This window comes from Streptomyces sp. NBC_01525 (assembly GCF_045040405.1).
GTDB lineage: Bacteria > Actinomycetota > Actinomycetes > Streptomycetales > Streptomycetaceae > Streptomyces > Streptomyces benahoarensis.
In genome coordinates this window covers 984,796-997,989 of record NZ_CP109397.1, presented here as the reverse complement: position 1 = coordinate 997,989, position 13,194 = coordinate 984,796, and the positions used below count along the sequence as shown (strand labels likewise).

13 protein-coding genes, 6 tRNA genes and 1 pseudogene are annotated in these 13,194 nt (G+C 72.3%); 11 read left to right on the top strand and 9 right to left on the bottom strand.

Annotation, left to right across the window (positions count from 1 at the left end; translation table 11 throughout):
• Nucleotides 1-23: 23 nt before the first annotated feature.
• The 4 genes from OG422_RS04505 to OG422_RS04490 form a co-directional block, all read right to left on the bottom strand.
• Nucleotides 24-95, bottom strand: a tRNA-Val gene (locus OG422_RS04505).
• A 25-nt stretch (nucleotides 96-120) separates the two neighbouring features.
• Nucleotides 121-192: transfer RNA gene (locus tag OG422_RS04500), tRNA-Val, on the bottom strand.
• A 1-nt stretch (nucleotide 193) separates the two neighbouring features.
• Nucleotides 194-267: transfer RNA gene (locus OG422_RS04495), tRNA-Cys, on the bottom strand.
• Nucleotides 268-302: 35 nt separating this feature from the next.
• Nucleotides 303-375 (bottom strand) — tRNA-Gly (locus tag OG422_RS04490).
• A gap of 176 nt (nucleotides 376-551) precedes the next feature.
• On the opposite strand from OG422_RS04490, the gene OG422_RS04485 reads away from it, so the two are divergent.
• The 3 genes from OG422_RS04485 to OG422_RS04475 are packed head-to-tail and all read left to right on the top strand — an operon-like array spanning nucleotide 552 to nucleotide 3,308.
• Nucleotides 552-1,622: a chorismate-binding protein gene (locus OG422_RS04485; RefSeq protein ID WP_405739922.1), complete on the top strand. Its 1,071-nt coding sequence runs from the start codon at nucleotides 552-554 to the stop codon at nucleotides 1,620-1,622.
• A complete protein-coding gene (locus OG422_RS04480) occupies nucleotides 1,619-2,443 on the top strand; it encodes an aminotransferase class IV (protein WP_405739919.1) in 825 nt (274 codons plus the stop codon). Before OG422_RS04485 ends, OG422_RS04480 begins: the two co-directional genes overlap by 4 nt.
• A 34-nt stretch (nucleotides 2,444-2,477) precedes the next feature.
• A complete protein-coding gene (locus OG422_RS04475) occupies nucleotides 2,478-3,308 on the top strand; it encodes a GNAT family N-acetyltransferase (protein ID WP_405739916.1) in 831 nt (276 codons plus the stop codon).
• 86 nt (nucleotides 3,309-3,394) lie between these two features.
• Here OG422_RS04475 and OG422_RS04470 read toward each other — a convergent pair.
• Both OG422_RS04470 and OG422_RS04465 read right to left on the bottom strand, forming a co-directional pair.
• Nucleotides 3,395-3,613: pseudogene (locus OG422_RS04470) on the bottom strand (IS630 family transposase); the annotation flags it as partial.
• 230 nt (nucleotides 3,614-3,843) lie between these two features.
• Complete coding sequence (locus OG422_RS04465) at nucleotides 3,844-4,365, bottom strand: DsbA family protein (RefSeq protein WP_405739913.1); 522 nt, start codon at nucleotides 4,363-4,365, stop codon at nucleotides 3,844-3,846.
• 173 nt (nucleotides 4,366-4,538) lie between these two features.
• On the opposite strand from OG422_RS04465, the gene OG422_RS04460 reads away from it, so the two are divergent.
• On the top strand, nucleotides 4,539-4,991 hold the full coding sequence (locus OG422_RS04460) for a hypothetical protein (RefSeq protein ID WP_405739910.1): 453 nt from the start codon (nucleotides 4,539-4,541) through the stop codon (nucleotides 4,989-4,991).
• 68 nt (nucleotides 4,992-5,059) lie between these two features.
• Complete coding sequence (locus OG422_RS04455) at nucleotides 5,060-5,215, top strand: hypothetical protein (RefSeq protein ID WP_169749979.1); 156 nt, start codon at nucleotides 5,060-5,062, stop codon at nucleotides 5,213-5,215.
• 24 nt (nucleotides 5,216-5,239) lie between these two features.
• On the opposite strand, the gene OG422_RS04450 is transcribed toward OG422_RS04455, so the two are convergent.
• The gene (locus OG422_RS04450) at nucleotides 5,240-5,806 is read right to left on the bottom strand and encodes a CGNR zinc finger domain-containing protein (protein ID WP_405739907.1); all 567 of its coding nucleotides are present in this window, start codon (nucleotides 5,804-5,806) and stop codon (nucleotides 5,240-5,242) included.
• Nucleotides 5,807-6,032: 226 nt separating this feature from the next.
• Nucleotides 6,033-6,446 (bottom strand): SsgA family sporulation/cell division regulator, encoded by a 414-nt coding sequence (locus OG422_RS04445; RefSeq protein WP_003959770.1) that lies wholly within the window; start codon nucleotides 6,444-6,446, stop codon nucleotides 6,033-6,035.
• Nucleotides 6,447-6,896: 450 nt separating this feature from the next.
• Here OG422_RS04445 and OG422_RS04440 point away from each other — a divergent pair.
• From OG422_RS04440 to OG422_RS04430, 3 genes are all read left to right on the top strand, one after another.
• Nucleotides 6,897-6,968: transfer RNA gene (locus tag OG422_RS04440), tRNA-Val, on the top strand.
• An 85-nt stretch (nucleotides 6,969-7,053) separates the two neighbouring features.
• On the top strand, nucleotides 7,054-7,515 hold the full coding sequence (locus OG422_RS04435) for an SRPBCC family protein (RefSeq protein WP_143942439.1): 462 nt from the start codon (nucleotides 7,054-7,056) through the stop codon (nucleotides 7,513-7,515).
• Nucleotides 7,516-7,644: 129 nt separating this feature from the next.
• Nucleotides 7,645-7,716 (top strand) — tRNA-Val (locus OG422_RS04430).
• Between the two features lie 101 nt (nucleotides 7,717-7,817).
• On the opposite strand, the gene OG422_RS04425 is transcribed toward OG422_RS04430, so the two are convergent.
• Complete coding sequence (locus tag OG422_RS04425) at nucleotides 7,818-8,543, bottom strand: 3'-5' exonuclease (RefSeq protein ID WP_405747644.1); 726 nt, start codon at nucleotides 8,541-8,543, stop codon at nucleotides 7,818-7,820.
• A gap of 443 nt (nucleotides 8,544-8,986) precedes the next feature.
• On the opposite strand from OG422_RS04425, the gene OG422_RS04420 reads away from it, so the two are divergent.
• From OG422_RS04420 to OG422_RS04410, 3 genes are all read left to right on the top strand, one after another.
• Nucleotides 8,987-10,132 carry a hypothetical protein gene (locus OG422_RS04420; RefSeq protein ID WP_405739903.1) on the top strand — a complete coding sequence of 382 codons (1,146 nt, stop codon included), beginning with the start codon at nucleotides 8,987-8,989 and terminating at the stop codon, nucleotides 10,130-10,132.
• A 286-nt stretch (nucleotides 10,133-10,418) separates the two neighbouring features.
• Complete coding sequence (gene thrS / locus OG422_RS04415) at nucleotides 10,419-12,398, top strand: threonine--tRNA ligase (RefSeq protein WP_143942440.1); 1,980 nt, start codon at nucleotides 10,419-10,421, stop codon at nucleotides 12,396-12,398.
• A 206-nt stretch (nucleotides 12,399-12,604) separates the two neighbouring features.
• Entirely contained in the window at nucleotides 12,605-13,162 is a 558-nt protein-coding gene (locus OG422_RS04410; RefSeq protein ID WP_143942441.1) for an HIT domain-containing protein, read from the top strand.
• The last annotated feature ends 32 nt before the right edge of the window (nucleotides 13,163-13,194 follow it).

Genomic DNA, 13,194 nt, shown 5'->3' with positions numbered 1-13,194 from the left:
CTGAGCCCTCCATGGGTACTGCGTGCGCGATACTGGGATTGAACCAGTGACCTCTTCCGTGTCAGGGAAGCGCTCTCCCGCTGAGCTAATCGCGCGGGGCCCGTAAATCTTACCGGGCAGTGGACGATACTGGGATTGAACCAGTGACCTCTTCCGTGTCAGGGAAGCGCTCTCCCGCTGAGCTAATCGTCCTTGGAGGTGGAGACGGGATTTGAACCCGTGTAGACGGCTTTGCAGGCCGTTGCCTCGCCTCTCGGCCACTCCACCTGGAGCGTAGGGGTTCGGGATGATCCCCCACATCGAGCGGACGACGAGACTCGAACTCGCGACATCCACCTTGGCAAGGTGGTGCTCTACCAACTGAGCTACGTCCGCAGGTGACTCTCCTGGACCATGTCCGGGAAGTTACCGGGCCTCCGGGGCGCTGTGCTTCCCGGCGACGTGTTGAACTCTAGCGGATTCCTGGGCCAGTACAAAAACGCGTTTGTGCAGGTGCTGCGCTTCTGGCTCGCCCACGGCGCCGGACGGGCCCGAGATCTAGACTCGCTGACGTGCACGACCTCCCTCCTGTGGCCCGCTTCGGCGGCCTCATCGCCACCGATCTTCGCGACGTCACCACCGACCCCGCAGCCCTGGACTCCACAGGCTGGTGGGCGGTGGTGGCCGGATTCGAGGGGGAGGTGATCTGCGCCCGCTTCGCCGACGTCCGGCCCGCCACCCCGGCCGACGCCCCCGACCCCCGCGCCTGGCACGGCCCCGCCCCCGGCGACTGGCGCAGCTCCCTGGACCGCGCCGCGTACATGGATGGGGTGCGCCGCATACGCGCGTACATAGGGACGGGGGACGTCTATCAGGTGAACCTCTGCCGGGTGCTGAGCGCGCCGCTGCCCGACCCGGACCGCAGCGACATCGACGCGCTCACCGCCGTACTGGCCCTCGGCAACCCCGCGCCGTACGCGGGCACGATCCGGCTCCCGGCGCACGGCGTCGAGGTCGCCACCGCCTCGCCCGAGCTGTATCTGCGCCGTGACGGGCGCACCGTCGACTCCGGCCCCATCAAGGGGACCGGGCGCATCGCCGCCGATCTGACGGACAAGGACCGCGCGGAGAACGTGATGATCGTCGACCTGGTCCGCAACGACCTCGGCCGGGTCTGCGCCACCGGCAGCGTCACCGTCCCCGCGCTCTGCGCCGTCGAGGAACACCCCGGCCTCGTCCACCTCGTCTCCACCGTCCGCGGCGAGATCGCCCAGCCCCACGCCAAGAGCGCCTGGGCCGATCTCCTCACCGCCACCTTCCCGCCCGGTTCGGTCACCGGCGCCCCCAAGGGGAGCGCGCTGCGGATCATCGACGAGCTGGAGACGGCGCCCCGCGGGCCGTACTGCGGCGGCATCGGCTGGGTCGACGCCGACCGCGGCACCGGTGAGCTGGCCGTCGGCATCCGTACCTTCTGGATCGACCGCGCCGCGGCGGACGGGCCTGACCTGCGGTTCGGCGCGGGCGCGGGGATCATCTGGGACTCCGATCCGGAGCGCGAGTGGGCGGAGACCGAGCTGAAGGCGCGCCGACTGCTCGCGGTAGCGTCGGGCGAGCACGACGTGAACGGAAGGACTGGGCGATGAGGATCTGGCTGAACGGGGAACTGCGGGAGGCCGGCACCGCCCGGGTGTCCGTCTTCGACCACGGCCTGACGGTCGGCGACGGCGTCTTCGAGACCGTCAAGGCCGAGGGCGGCCGCGCCTTCGCCCTCACCCGCCATCTGGAGCGGCTGGCCCACTCCGCGCGCGGTCTCGGGCTGCCCGAACCGGACCTGGACGAGGTACGCCGCGGCTGCACCGCCGTCCTCGACGCCCACCCGATGCCGCTCGGACGGCTGCGGATCACCTACACCGGCGGCGAATCGCCCCTCGGCTCCGACCGCGGCGACGCCCCCGCGACCCTGGTCATCGCTCTCGGCGAGGCGACCCGCCGCCCCGACACCACCGCCGCGGTCACCGTCCCCTGGGCCCGGAACGAGCGCGGCGCGCTCACCGGGCTGAAGACCACCTCGTACGGCGAGAACGTCGTCGCACTCGCCCGCGCCCGGGAACGCGGCGCCTCCGAGGCGCTGTTCGGCAACACCGTCGGCGCGCTGTGCGAGGGCACCGGCTCCAACGTCTTCGTCGTCCTCGACGGCGAACTGCACACCCCGCCGCCGGCCTCCGGCTGCCTGGCCGGGATCACCCGCGCCCTCACCGTCGCCTGGGCCGGTGCCAAGGAGACCGATCTGCCGCTGGACGTCCTGGAGAGCGCCGAGGAGATCTTCCTGACGTCCACGCTCCGCGACGTCCAGGCGGTGACGCGGATCGACGACCGTGAACTCGGCGACGTGCCGGGCCCGGTGACGCGCGCCGCGATGTGCGCCTTCGACGCGGGCGCCGCCGCCGACTCCGACCCGCGGTGAGGTGAAGGGCCGCGGCGGCGGGTAGAAGGCCCCCGTGACCACCACGCTGCGTCCCGCGGGACCGGAGGACCGAGACGGCGAGGGCCACCGCGCCCGCCGCTACGACATCTGCGTCAACAGCCGCCGGGTGGGCGGCGTCCGGCTCACCACCGACCCGCTCACCGGGCCCGCCACCGGCCGGATCGAGGAGCTGACGGTCGACGCCGCCGACCGCCGCCGTGGCCGGGCCACCGTCGCCGCCCTGGCCGCCGAGGAAATCCTGCGCGGCTGGGGCTGCCGCCGCATCGCGCTGACCGTCCCCGTCGGCGGGGAGGCGGCGCTGCGCCTCGCGGCGGCCCTGGGGTACACCGAACGCGCCCGCGGTCTCGCCAAGGTGATCGTCGGGGCCCCGCCGCTGCCGCCCGGCGCCGAGGACCGTCCGCTGACCGACGCCGGGTACCCGGCCTGGCGCGCCACCGCCCTCGCGGACCGCGCCCGCCTCCTCGCCGCACCTGGCCTGACCTCGCAGGAAGCCGCTCGGGCGGCGGAGGCCGAACACCGCGCACTGCTCCCGGGCGGCGCCGGTACCCCGCACCACGCGGTGCGGCTCCTCGCCGTCCGCGGCACCGGTGTCGGCCATGTCTGGGTCGATCGGCGACCGCCGGACCTGCCCGGCGGCCGTGTCCTTGACGTCCTCGTCGCCCCGGAGCATCGCGGCCACGGCCACGGCCGGGCCCTGCTGGGCATTGCGGAGCGGGAGTGCCTGGCCGCCGGGGCGCCTCTCCTCGGCCTGACCGTCCGCACGGACGATGCCGCCGCACGCGGTCTCTGCGCGGCCCTGGGCTACCGCCCCACCACGCTTCTGCTGGCCAAGCCGATCCTGTGACGCGGCTCAGCCCTCGGGGGCGTCCATGAAGTCCCGTCGTCCGCCCGGAGGGCGTCGCAAGCCGGGCGGGACTTTGCGGACCCGTCCTAGTGTTCTGAGTCGGGAATTCTGTTCAGATATGAGGCGAGGTGTTCGAGGATCTCGTCCGCGGTCTTGGTCCAGACGTAGGGCTTGGGGTCGGTGTTCCAAGCGGCGATCCAGGTCCGGATGTCGTTCTCCAGGGCTTGGACGGTCTTGTGGACGCCTCGCCGTATCTGTTTGTTCGTCAGCTCGGCGAACCACCGCTCCACGAGGTTGGGCCAGGACATGCGCAGTCGAGCCGAGCCGAACCGCCACATCCTTATTCGACATCCCCTCCGCGCAGGCCAGGATGATGCGGCAGCGCAGAGCCCACGCCTGCGGCGTGGAACGGCGCCGCACCCACCCCTCCAGCGCAGCCCGTTCCTCATCCGACAGGATCAACTCGGCCTTCGGCCGCCCAGTACGCACCACAGACCAAGCCTATACATCTGAACAGAATTCCCGACTCAGAACGCTAGGTGAGCAGCCGGTCCGCGATCTCCTCGATCCGGGCGCGCAGCCCCTCCTGGTTCGCGCTGCCGTCCAGCAGTTCCCCGCCGATGACGTACGTGGGGGTGCCACGCACGCCGATCGCCTTGCCCTCGGCCTGGTCGGCGTCGACGATCAGCAGATGGCGGCCGTCGATCAGCGCGGTGTCCAGCTCGTCGGAGTCCAGCCCCACGGCGTCCGCGACCTCCAGCAGCAGCCGTTCACCGGAGCGGCCCAGCTCCTCGGTGCGGGCCAGCACCGCCTCGATGAATTCCTGGCCCTTGCCTTGCTCGGCGGCCTCCTCGGCCGCCTGCGCCGCCGCGTAGGCGTACTTGTGCTTCTCCAGCGGGAAGTGCCGCAGCCGGATGTCCAGCCGGTCACCGTAGCGCTCGCGCAGGGCACGCAGATCGTCCTGGGCGGTGTGGCAGTCAGGGCACTGCAGCTCACACCAGACGTCCAGGACGACAGGCTCGGGGGAAGGGGTGCCGGCGGCGGGGGAGTCGTTCATGGGGCCAGTCTTCCAGCCCGCCGGGCGGCAGGGGCACCTGGACCTCGGGAGAAGTCGACCCGGAGATCTCCCTGACCACCGCGGCCGGGCATGGCCGCAAAGACGCCGGGCAGGGCAGGATGGAGGAAGGGGACGCAGGGTGCGCTCCCTCCCACCTAGGGCAGGAGGACCCGATGCTGACGTCGACCGTATGCGCCGCGGTGTCGGCGGCGGGCCTGGCCGTCGCCGCACTGACGGCCTACCGCAAGCGTTTCCTCGCCGCGACGCGCATCGCGGCGTTCGCCCTCATCCCGATCGGCCTGGCGATGACCGGCATCATCGACTGGATCACCGGGCTCGTCCTCAAGCCGACGGTCTGGGCCGGGTTCGGCCTGCTGGCGCTCTCGGCCGTGCTGTTCGTGATCGGCCGCGCCGTGGAGCGACGCCGGGGCGGGATCGGCGGCCGCAAGGAGCGCCGGGCCGCCGCGGCCGCCCGTGGTGACGCGGTGGCCCCGGGTGCCTCCGCGCCGTCCCTCGGATCGGGGCGTACGGCCTCCGGTCCCGCGGCCGTGGCCAAGGGCGGAGCGGCCGCCCCCAAGGATGACTTCTCGGACATCGAAGCGATCCTCAAAAAACACGGGATCTGATGAACTCCCGCCACTGAGGGGCTAATTGGGCATTCGCGACCGATCGGCTGCGCCATGATCGTCGCGAAATGAACGATGAGTGCGCCCTGGCCCGGGATGAAGCCCCGGCCCCCGAACCGCGCGGATGTCTTTTCGCGCTGTCCCAGCCGCCCCTGATGCTCTTCCTCGCCTTCATCGGCTTGCTGCTGCTGCTGGGCGCCGTCCACGACCTGTACCTCCAGTGAGGGCCGGGACGTGGCCGGTGCGGCTCAGTCCGCGGCCTCCCGCTGCCGTGCCCGGTAGGCGGCGACATGCAGCCGGTTACCGCAGGTCCGGCTGGAGCAGTAGCGCCGGGAGCGGTTCCGGGAGAGATCGACGAACGTGTGGCGGCAGCCCGGCGCCTCGCAGCGCCGCAGCCGCTCCCGCTCACCCGCCACGACCAGGAACGCCAGCGCCATGCCGCAGTCGGCCGCCAGATGGTGGGCGACCGAGGCGCCCGGCGCGAAGTAGTGGACGTGCCAGTCGTAGCCGTCGTGGTCCGTCAGCTGCGGGGTGGTGCCCGCGGAGGCGATCAGCGTGTTCAGCAGCTCGGCGGCGTTGCGGTCGTCGGGGGCGGCGAAAACCTCCGCGAAGCGGGTGCGCAGGGCGCGTACGGCGGCCAGATCGGCGTCGTCGAGGGCGCCGACCCCGCTGATGGCGTGCCGCGCGGTGAACTCCCGCAGCGCGGCCGGATCGGTCAGGGCGTCCGGACTGCCGGGGGCCTCCCCCTCCGGGGCGGTGTTCAGCAGGTCGACGACCGCGTCCAGGGCGCACCGGGTGTCATGCGTGATCATCACGGTTTCGCTCCCAGGCCGGTTGGGGCGGCCCGTTCGCCGCCCCCGAGTCCTTGCGGAATGGTCGCCGACTCTAGCGCGTCGCCCACGCCACGGCGCCGTCGCCGCGGTGGGTCCGCGGCGACGGCGCCGGAGTGTGCCATATGAACTTGTCGGTCCCGCGGCGTCTCCCCGAGTCGGACGCCGCGGACGTGTGCGGGTTGGTTGCGGTGGGTGGCTGTGGTGCGTCTCAGCTCTCCGCGAGGATGTGGGAGAGCTCCGTGTCGAGGTCGAAGTGCCGATGCTCGGTACCGGGAGGTACCGCGGCGTCGGTCCTTTTGAGGAACGATTCGAGGGCCCGTGCGGGGGCCTCCAGGAGGGCCTCGCCTTCCGGGGAACTCAGGGCGATGCAGACCACGCCCTGTCCGTGGCTCCGGGACGGCCAGACGCGGACGTCGCCGGTGCCGGTGGGCCGGTGGAGGCCCTCGGCGAGGAGATCGCGGGCGAAAACCCACTCGACGGTCTCCTCGGCTCCGGTGTGGAAGGTGGCATGCACGGCGTAAGGATCGGCCGTGTCATACCGCAGGCCCGCCGGTACAGGCAGTGAGGACTCGCTCGACACAACGAGGCGCAGGTGCAGCTCGCAGCTGACCGTGGTGTTCATAAGCGCCAGGGCCTTTCGCTCAGTGTGCGCTCGGGGATTCGCACGTCGGCGAAATCGACATGCCACCTACGGTGCCGTTGTAAACCCCTCTGAGCGTTTTGGGTGGCTTCAGGTACCTCTGACGGCGGATTGAAAGATCGTCCCCCACGGTTATTCCGGGAGAGCGGGACAGTCCGGCATGTTGATGGCATGAATACGGAGAGTGAGGGGGGCGTCGGCGGAGTGGCGCGACGTCCGTCGGAGTCCGGCTCGGCTCGCGGGCGCCGTGCCGCGTCCGCCGCTCCCGCCCTCCCTGTGCCGGAGCCGGCAGGCCGTCGGGTCTTCGTCGCCGGCCTCGCGATGTCGCGGTGCTGCGTCCGATGAGGCGGGGGCGGCGGCGGTGACCTGCGCCGGTGGCCGCCCGGCTGGTCACGGAGCCCCTTCGGCGTGGGGTACTGTGTGCCGTGCGCCGGGCGATTAGCTCAGTGGGAGAGCGCTTCGTTCACACCGAAGAGGTCACTGGTTCGAACCCAGTATCGCCCACCCCGGCCGAAGGTCCGGAGGCTTCAAGCCTCCGGACCTTCGCGGTTGTTGGGCTCCGCCGTCCCCGGGGCGGCACACTGAACCCATGCCCTCCTGGTCGCGCGCACTCCACCGCTACCGCTTCCGCAGCGTGTGGCTGCTGCCCGACACCCCGCCCGCGGTCGTCTACGCCGTCCTCGAACGCGTCGAGAGCTATCCGCTGTGGTGGCCCCAGGTGCGCGCCGTCGACCGCGCCGGCGAGTCCGGCGGGACCGCGCGCTTCCGCTCGTTCCTCCCGTACGACCTGGACGTCGTCGCCGGTGAAGCGGCGCGGGACCCGCGCGCCGGGGTGCTGGAGGTGACGCTCCGCGGCGATCTGGAGGGGTGGGTGCGCTGGACGGTCGCGGCGCGCGGCGGCGGGACACGCGTCCTCTTCGAGCAGGAGGTGGAGGTGCGCAAGCCGCTGCTGCGACGGCTGGCGCTGCCCGGGCGGCCACTGTTCGTGCTCAACCACGCGCTGATGATGCGCTCCGGGCGGCGCGGTCTGGCGGTCTGGCTGGCCCGCTGACGGCGCCCGGCGGTCGCGCCCCGTGACCGGCGCGGGGGGTGCCGTACGGGCCGCCGGGAGGAATTTGATGGAAAGCCGCGGCGGACTGTATTGTTCAGGTCGTTCGCGAGGGAAACCCCGCCGACACCCGGGCGATTAGCTCAGTGGGAGAGCGCTTCGTTCACACCGAAGAGGTCACTGGTTCGAACCCAGTATCGCCCACCGGGATCGAGGTCCGGGCCGTCAATTGACGGCCCGGACCTTTTCGTTGTGGCGGCAATTCCCGAACTGCCCGCGCATTTCCGGACGGTGCGGAATCCACCTCACCTTTCCGGGGCCGTGGGCCGCATCGGCCACTGCCCGTCGGCCGCGCCGCCGCGCGGGAACCACGTTTGCCGGTCGTGTACCTGGGCCTCGTACCACCTCGTCTGGAGGGTGTGGAGTTCGTCCGGCCGCAGCCGGGCGAGGCGGGCGGCGAAGCGTCGGCCCAGTGCGCGGACCAGCTCCAGGACGGTGAGCACGTCGTCGGCGGTGCGCCCGGTGCCGTGCCCGCTGTCGGACGGCTTGACGTCGTAGTGCGCGCAGAGGTCGGGGAGGGTGCGGGCGCCCTTGCGGTAGCGGTCCAGGTGGGTGTCGAGGACCAGCGGGTCGAGGACGTGCAGCGGGTGGCTGCCGAGATAGCCGGTCAGGGAGGTGGCGCGGTGGCGCGTCGCCTCGTGGTTCAGGAGCGTCAGGGTGAACGGGGCGTCCAGCACGGCCACCGGGCGGCCGGACGCCGCCTGTGAGCTCAGGGCCCGCGCGATCTCGTCGACCGCGGGCGCCGGCCAGCGGCCGCGGCGCGCGAGATGCCCGGCGGTCAGGCCGTGCGCCGCCGTCGCCGCCTCGGGCATTTCCACACCGGGGCTGATCAGCCAGCGGGTGAGCGCCGGGGAGGCGCCCGGGGTCTCCTGGACCGCCAGCGCCGCCGCGACGATGCGGTCGGTCTCGGAATCGTCTCCGGTCGTCCCGACGCCGAACGCCGCCAACGGACCGTCGTACCAGCACGGCACCATCGCCACTCCTCGCACTCCGACATCACGGCGCGGGCGCCCCGGCGCCGACCGGCCGCTCCCGGCCGACGAGTCGCCGGGAACGACGGGGCGGCCCACGGCCCGAGCAGGTGATACCCGCCTCGTGGTGTCGCCGAACCGCTTTTGTTTGCGGTCCTCTTGACGGGGAGACAAACCAAGAGGACGGGGTGTGGTGCACGTCCGGCCGCGGACTCCCGTCGTACCGAAGCACTCCCGCGAGACCCGCCGGCACCCGGCACGGCCGCGCCCGGCCCGGGGCCGCCGTCCCCGCGCACCGCACCCGCCCCGCCGCTCACCCCGGCGGACCGGCTGCCCCGTACCGCTGCCACTGGACGACCCGGCCGGCCCCCGGTCACCGGCCGCGGCTCTTCGACCACCGCGCCCTGTGTTCCGGCGCGGACCGGGCCGGGAGGGAGACCGTGATGCACCGGCAGACCGACGACCCCGCCGCGCCGGGCCCGCAGCTGCCGGGCGCCGGTATCCCGTTGCCCGACCCGGCGGCCATCGACCCCGCGATCCTCGGCGCGCTGCTGGCCCGGCACGGCTGGCACCGGACGGGCGGCCCGGGCGGGCGGTACGCGCGCTGGACCCCGCCGGGCGGCGGCGCCGGGCTGCTGGTGCCGCAGGATCAGCGCTTCCCCGAGTGCGCCGATCTGCTCGCCGAGGCGCTGGCCACCCTCAGCGTCAGCCCGGCACCGTACGCCCGGGAGGTGCTGCTGGGGATGGCGGCGCTCAGCGACGAGGTGCGCTGGGAGCGGCTGGCGCCGGGGAGCGGGTCGGTGGTGGCGCGCTGGGTGGCGCAGGAGCAGCTGCGCGGTGCGGCGCGCGCGATGCTGTCCGCCGCGGCGCTGGGCAGCTGCGGCCGCGCCGGGTACTACGGGTCCCGCTACCGCGGCCACACGGAACGCTTCCTGGGGGAGGCGCTGCTCGGGCCGGCGCCGGAGGGCCGTCGGCTCGCCGCGTTCCTCCCGGTGTCGGTCGGCCGGGGCCCGGTGATCACCCTGCACCGGGCGCTGCGCGCCGCCCGCGACGCCACCGATCACCGGCGCGACACCGGGGGCGTCGAGGCGTTCGACGCGGCGGTGGCGTTCGGCGTCTGCCATGAGCTGGTGCAGGCGCTGATCGCGCTGGTCCACGAGGGCGGCGGCATCCGGATCACGGTGGACTGGTCGCCCGGCGCGGGCCCGCCGCCCGGCTGCCCAGTCCGCCCCGGGCCCGTGGAGTTCACCCCGGGCGACCTCCCGGCGCTGGCGGACGCCGCCCAGCGCTACGTACGCGGCGAACCGTCGCTCCCGGTACGGGTGACCGGCGCGGTGGTGCGGCTGCACCGGGAGCGGCCCGGCGGGGGAGTGGTGCGGCTGCGGGTGATCTCCGGGGCGGACGTCGAGCAGGTACGGATCGCGCTCGGCGACGACGACTACCGTGTCGCGGGCCAGGCCCATCTGATGAACCTGCCGGTCCGGATCAGCGGCCGCCTGGAGAGCCGCGGCGGCTTCCGGCGCCTCACCGGGGCGCGGGGCGTCGTACCGCTGCCTACGGGGGAGGCGGAGGCGGAGGAGCCGTCGTGAATCCGTCGCCCCAGGGGCGCTCGGCGGAACCGCCGGGTCACAGGGCGCCCCGGGGAATCGTCGTCCCCAAGGGCGCTCGGGCGAACCACCGGGCCGTAGGGCGCCCGGAGGAACCGTCGCCCCTGGGGTACCCCGGAGAACAGTCGCCCCCAAGGCGGCCCGCCGGGCCCGCCCGCCCCGGGGAAGCCGGGCCCCGGTAAACCGTTTCGCGGTCCGGTCCGCGGGATCGGTACGATTTCCCTGCGCAGCAATCGCTGACGCGCAGCAGACATGACAGGAGAGACCGGTGTCAGACGTCCGTGTGACCGTCCAACGCGATTCCGAGCGGGAAGAACGCGTGGTGACCACGGGCACTACGGCCGCCGACCTCTTCCAGGGCGAGCGCGCCGTCGTCGCCGCGCGGGTGGCCGGGGAGCTGAAGGACCTGGCGTACGAGGTGGCCGACGGCGAGACCGTCGAGCCCGTCGAGATCACCTCCGAGGACGGCCTGAACATCCTGCGGCACTCCACCGCACACGTCATGGCCCAGGCCGTGCAGGAGCTGTTCCCGCAGGCCAAGCTCGGCATCGGCCCGCCCATCAAGGACGGCTTCTACTACGACTTCGACGTCGAGACCCCGTTCCATCCGGACGACCTCAAGCGCATCGAGAAGAAGATGCAGGAGATCCAGAAGCGTGGGCAGAAGTTCGCGCGCCGGGTCACCACCGACGAGGACGCCCGCGTCGAGCTGGCCGACGAGCCGTACAAGCTGGAGCTGATCGGCCTCAAGGGCAACGCCGCCGAGGCCGCCGAGGGCGCCGACGCCGAGGTGGGCGGCGGCGAGCTGACCATCTACGACAACCTCGACGCCAAGACCGGCGAGCTGTGCTGGAAGGACCTCTGCCGCGGCCCGCACCTGCCCAGCACCCGCGTCATCCCGGCCTTCAAGCTGATGCGCTCGGCCGCCGCCTACTGGCGCGGCAGCGAGAAGAACAAGCAGCTCCAGCGGATCTACGGCACCGCCTGGCCGACCAAGGACGAGCTCAAGGCCCACCTGGAGTTCCTGGCCGAGGCCGAGAAGCGCGACCACCGCAAGCTCGGCGCCGAGCTGGACCTCTTCTCCTTCCCGGAGGAGCTGGGCCCGGGCCTCGCGGTGTTCCATCCCAAGGGCGGCGTCATCCGCAAGGAGATGGAGACCTACTCCCGCAAGCGCCACGAGGTCTCCGGCTACGAGTTCGTGAACACCCCGCACCTCTCGAAGGAGAAGCTCTTCGAGATCTCGGGGCACCTGCCGCACTACGCGGAGGGCATGTTCCCGGCCATCGAGTTCGACGAGCAGAACTACCGCCTCAAGGCGATGAACTGCCCGATGCACAACCTGATCTTCAAGTCGCGCGGCCGTTCCTACCGTGAACTGCCCCTGCGCCTCTTCGAGTTCGGCACGGTGTACCGCTACGAGAAGTCGGGCGTCGTGCACGGCCTGACCCGCTCCCGCGGCTTCACCCAGGACGACTCGCACATCTACTGCACCAAGGACCAGATGCCCGAGGAGCTGGACACGCTCCTGACCTTCGTGTTGGACCTGCTGCGCGACTACGGCCTGACCGAGTTCGAGCTGGAGCTGTCCACCCGCGACGACTCCGACAAGTTCATCGGCACCGACGAGGACTGGGCCGAGGCCACCGAGGCGCTGCGCCTGGCCGCCGAGAAGCAGGGCCTGCCGCTCGTTCCCGACCCGGGCGGCGCCGCGTACTACGGCCCGAAGATCTCCGTGCAGGCGAAGGACGCCATCGGCCGGTCCTGGCAGATGTCGACGATCCAGGTGGACTTCAACCAGCCCAAGCGGTTCCACCTGGAGTACACCGCGGCGGACGGTTCCAAGCAGCAGCCCGTCATGATCCACCGCGCGCTGTTCGGTTCGATCGAGCGGTTCTTCGGCGTGCTTCTGGAGCACTACGCGGGCGCCTTCCCCGTGTGGCTCGCCCCCGTCCAGGCCACCGGCATCCCGATCGGCGACAGCCACGTCCCGTACCTCCAGGAGTTCGCCGCCGAGGCGCGCGCCCAGGGGCTGCGGATCGACGTCGACGCGTCGTCGGACCGGATGCAGAAGAAGATCCGCAACGCCCAGAAGAGCAAGGTGCCCTTCATGGTCATCGCCGGTGACGAGGACGTCGCCAACGGCGCGGTCTCCTTCCGCTACCGCGACGGCTCGCAGAAGAACGGCATCCCGCGCGCCCAGGCGATCGCCGAGATCGTGGACGCGGTGGAGCGCCGGATCCAGGTGTGAGTCAGCGCTGACCCGTCGCCGGGCCCCGGTGAGCGACCGCTCGCCGGGGCCCGGCCGTTTCCCGTACGCCCCGGGCCCGGCCCCGCCTCATTCCTCGCCCTCCTGCCGGAAGCGCCGCCGGACGGTCGTTCCGGTCCATCGGCCCGGCATCGGGGAGCGCGCGGTGCGGTGCGCCCCGGCGACACGCCGCGGACGGCGGACGCCATATGCTGGCCGGTATGACGAGCGAGCCGGAGCAGCAGATCGGAGTCGGGACACAGGACGCCTTCCAGCGCCTGTGGACGCCCCACCGGATGGCGTACATCCAGGGGGAGAACAAGCCGAGCGGCCCGGGGGCCGACGACGGCTGTCCGTTCTGCGCGATCCCCGCCAAGTCCGACGAGGACGGTCTGGTGATCGCCCGCGGTGAGCACGTCTACGCGGTGCTGAACCTCTACCCGTACAACGGCGGGCATCTGATGGTGGTGCCGTTCCGGCACGTCGCGGACTACACCGAGCTGGACGGCGCGGAGACCGCGGAGCTGGCGGAGCTGACCAAGCACGCGATGACCGCGCTGCGCACCGCGTCCGGGGCGCACGGCTTCAACATCGGCATGAACCAGGGCACGGTGGCCGGTGCGGGCATCGCCGCCCACCTCCACCAGCACGTCGTCCCGCGCTGGGGCGGCGACACCAACTTCATGCCGGTGGTCGGCCACACCAAGGTCCTGCCGCAGCTGCTCGCCGACACCCGGCGGATGCTCGCGGACGCCTGGCCCGCATAGCGACACCGCCGCCCCGGGGGCCCGTGCGCGTC

Bases quoted from the DNA above. Each gene is read 5' to 3' on its own strand.
- OG422_RS04445 (WP_003959770.1), bottom strand. From the start codon at position 6,446: ATGAACACCACGGTCAGCTGCGAGCTGCACCTGCGCCTCGTTGTGTCG.
- OG422_RS04465 (WP_405739913.1), bottom strand. From the start codon at position 4,365: ATGAACGACTCCCCCGCCGCCGGCACCCCTTCCCCCGAGCCTGTCGTC.
- OG422_RS04480 (WP_405739919.1), top strand. From the start codon at position 1,619: ATGAGGATCTGGCTGAACGGGGAACTGCGGGAGGCCGGCACCGCCCGG.
- OG422_RS04460 (WP_405739910.1), top strand. From the start codon at position 4,539: ATGCTGACGTCGACCGTATGCGCCGCGGTGTCGGCGGCGGGCCTGGCC.
- OG422_RS04455 (WP_169749979.1), top strand. From the start codon at position 5,060: ATGAACGATGAGTGCGCCCTGGCCCGGGATGAAGCCCCGGCCCCCGAA.
- OG422_RS04410 (WP_143942441.1), top strand. From the start codon at position 12,605: ATGCTGGCCGGTATGACGAGCGAGCCGGAGCAGCAGATCGGAGTCGGG.
- OG422_RS04420 (WP_405739903.1), top strand. From the start codon at position 8,987: ATGCACCGGCAGACCGACGACCCCGCCGCGCCGGGCCCGCAGCTGCCG.
- OG422_RS04435 (WP_143942439.1), top strand. From the start codon at position 7,054: ATGCCCTCCTGGTCGCGCGCACTCCACCGCTACCGCTTCCGCAGCGTG.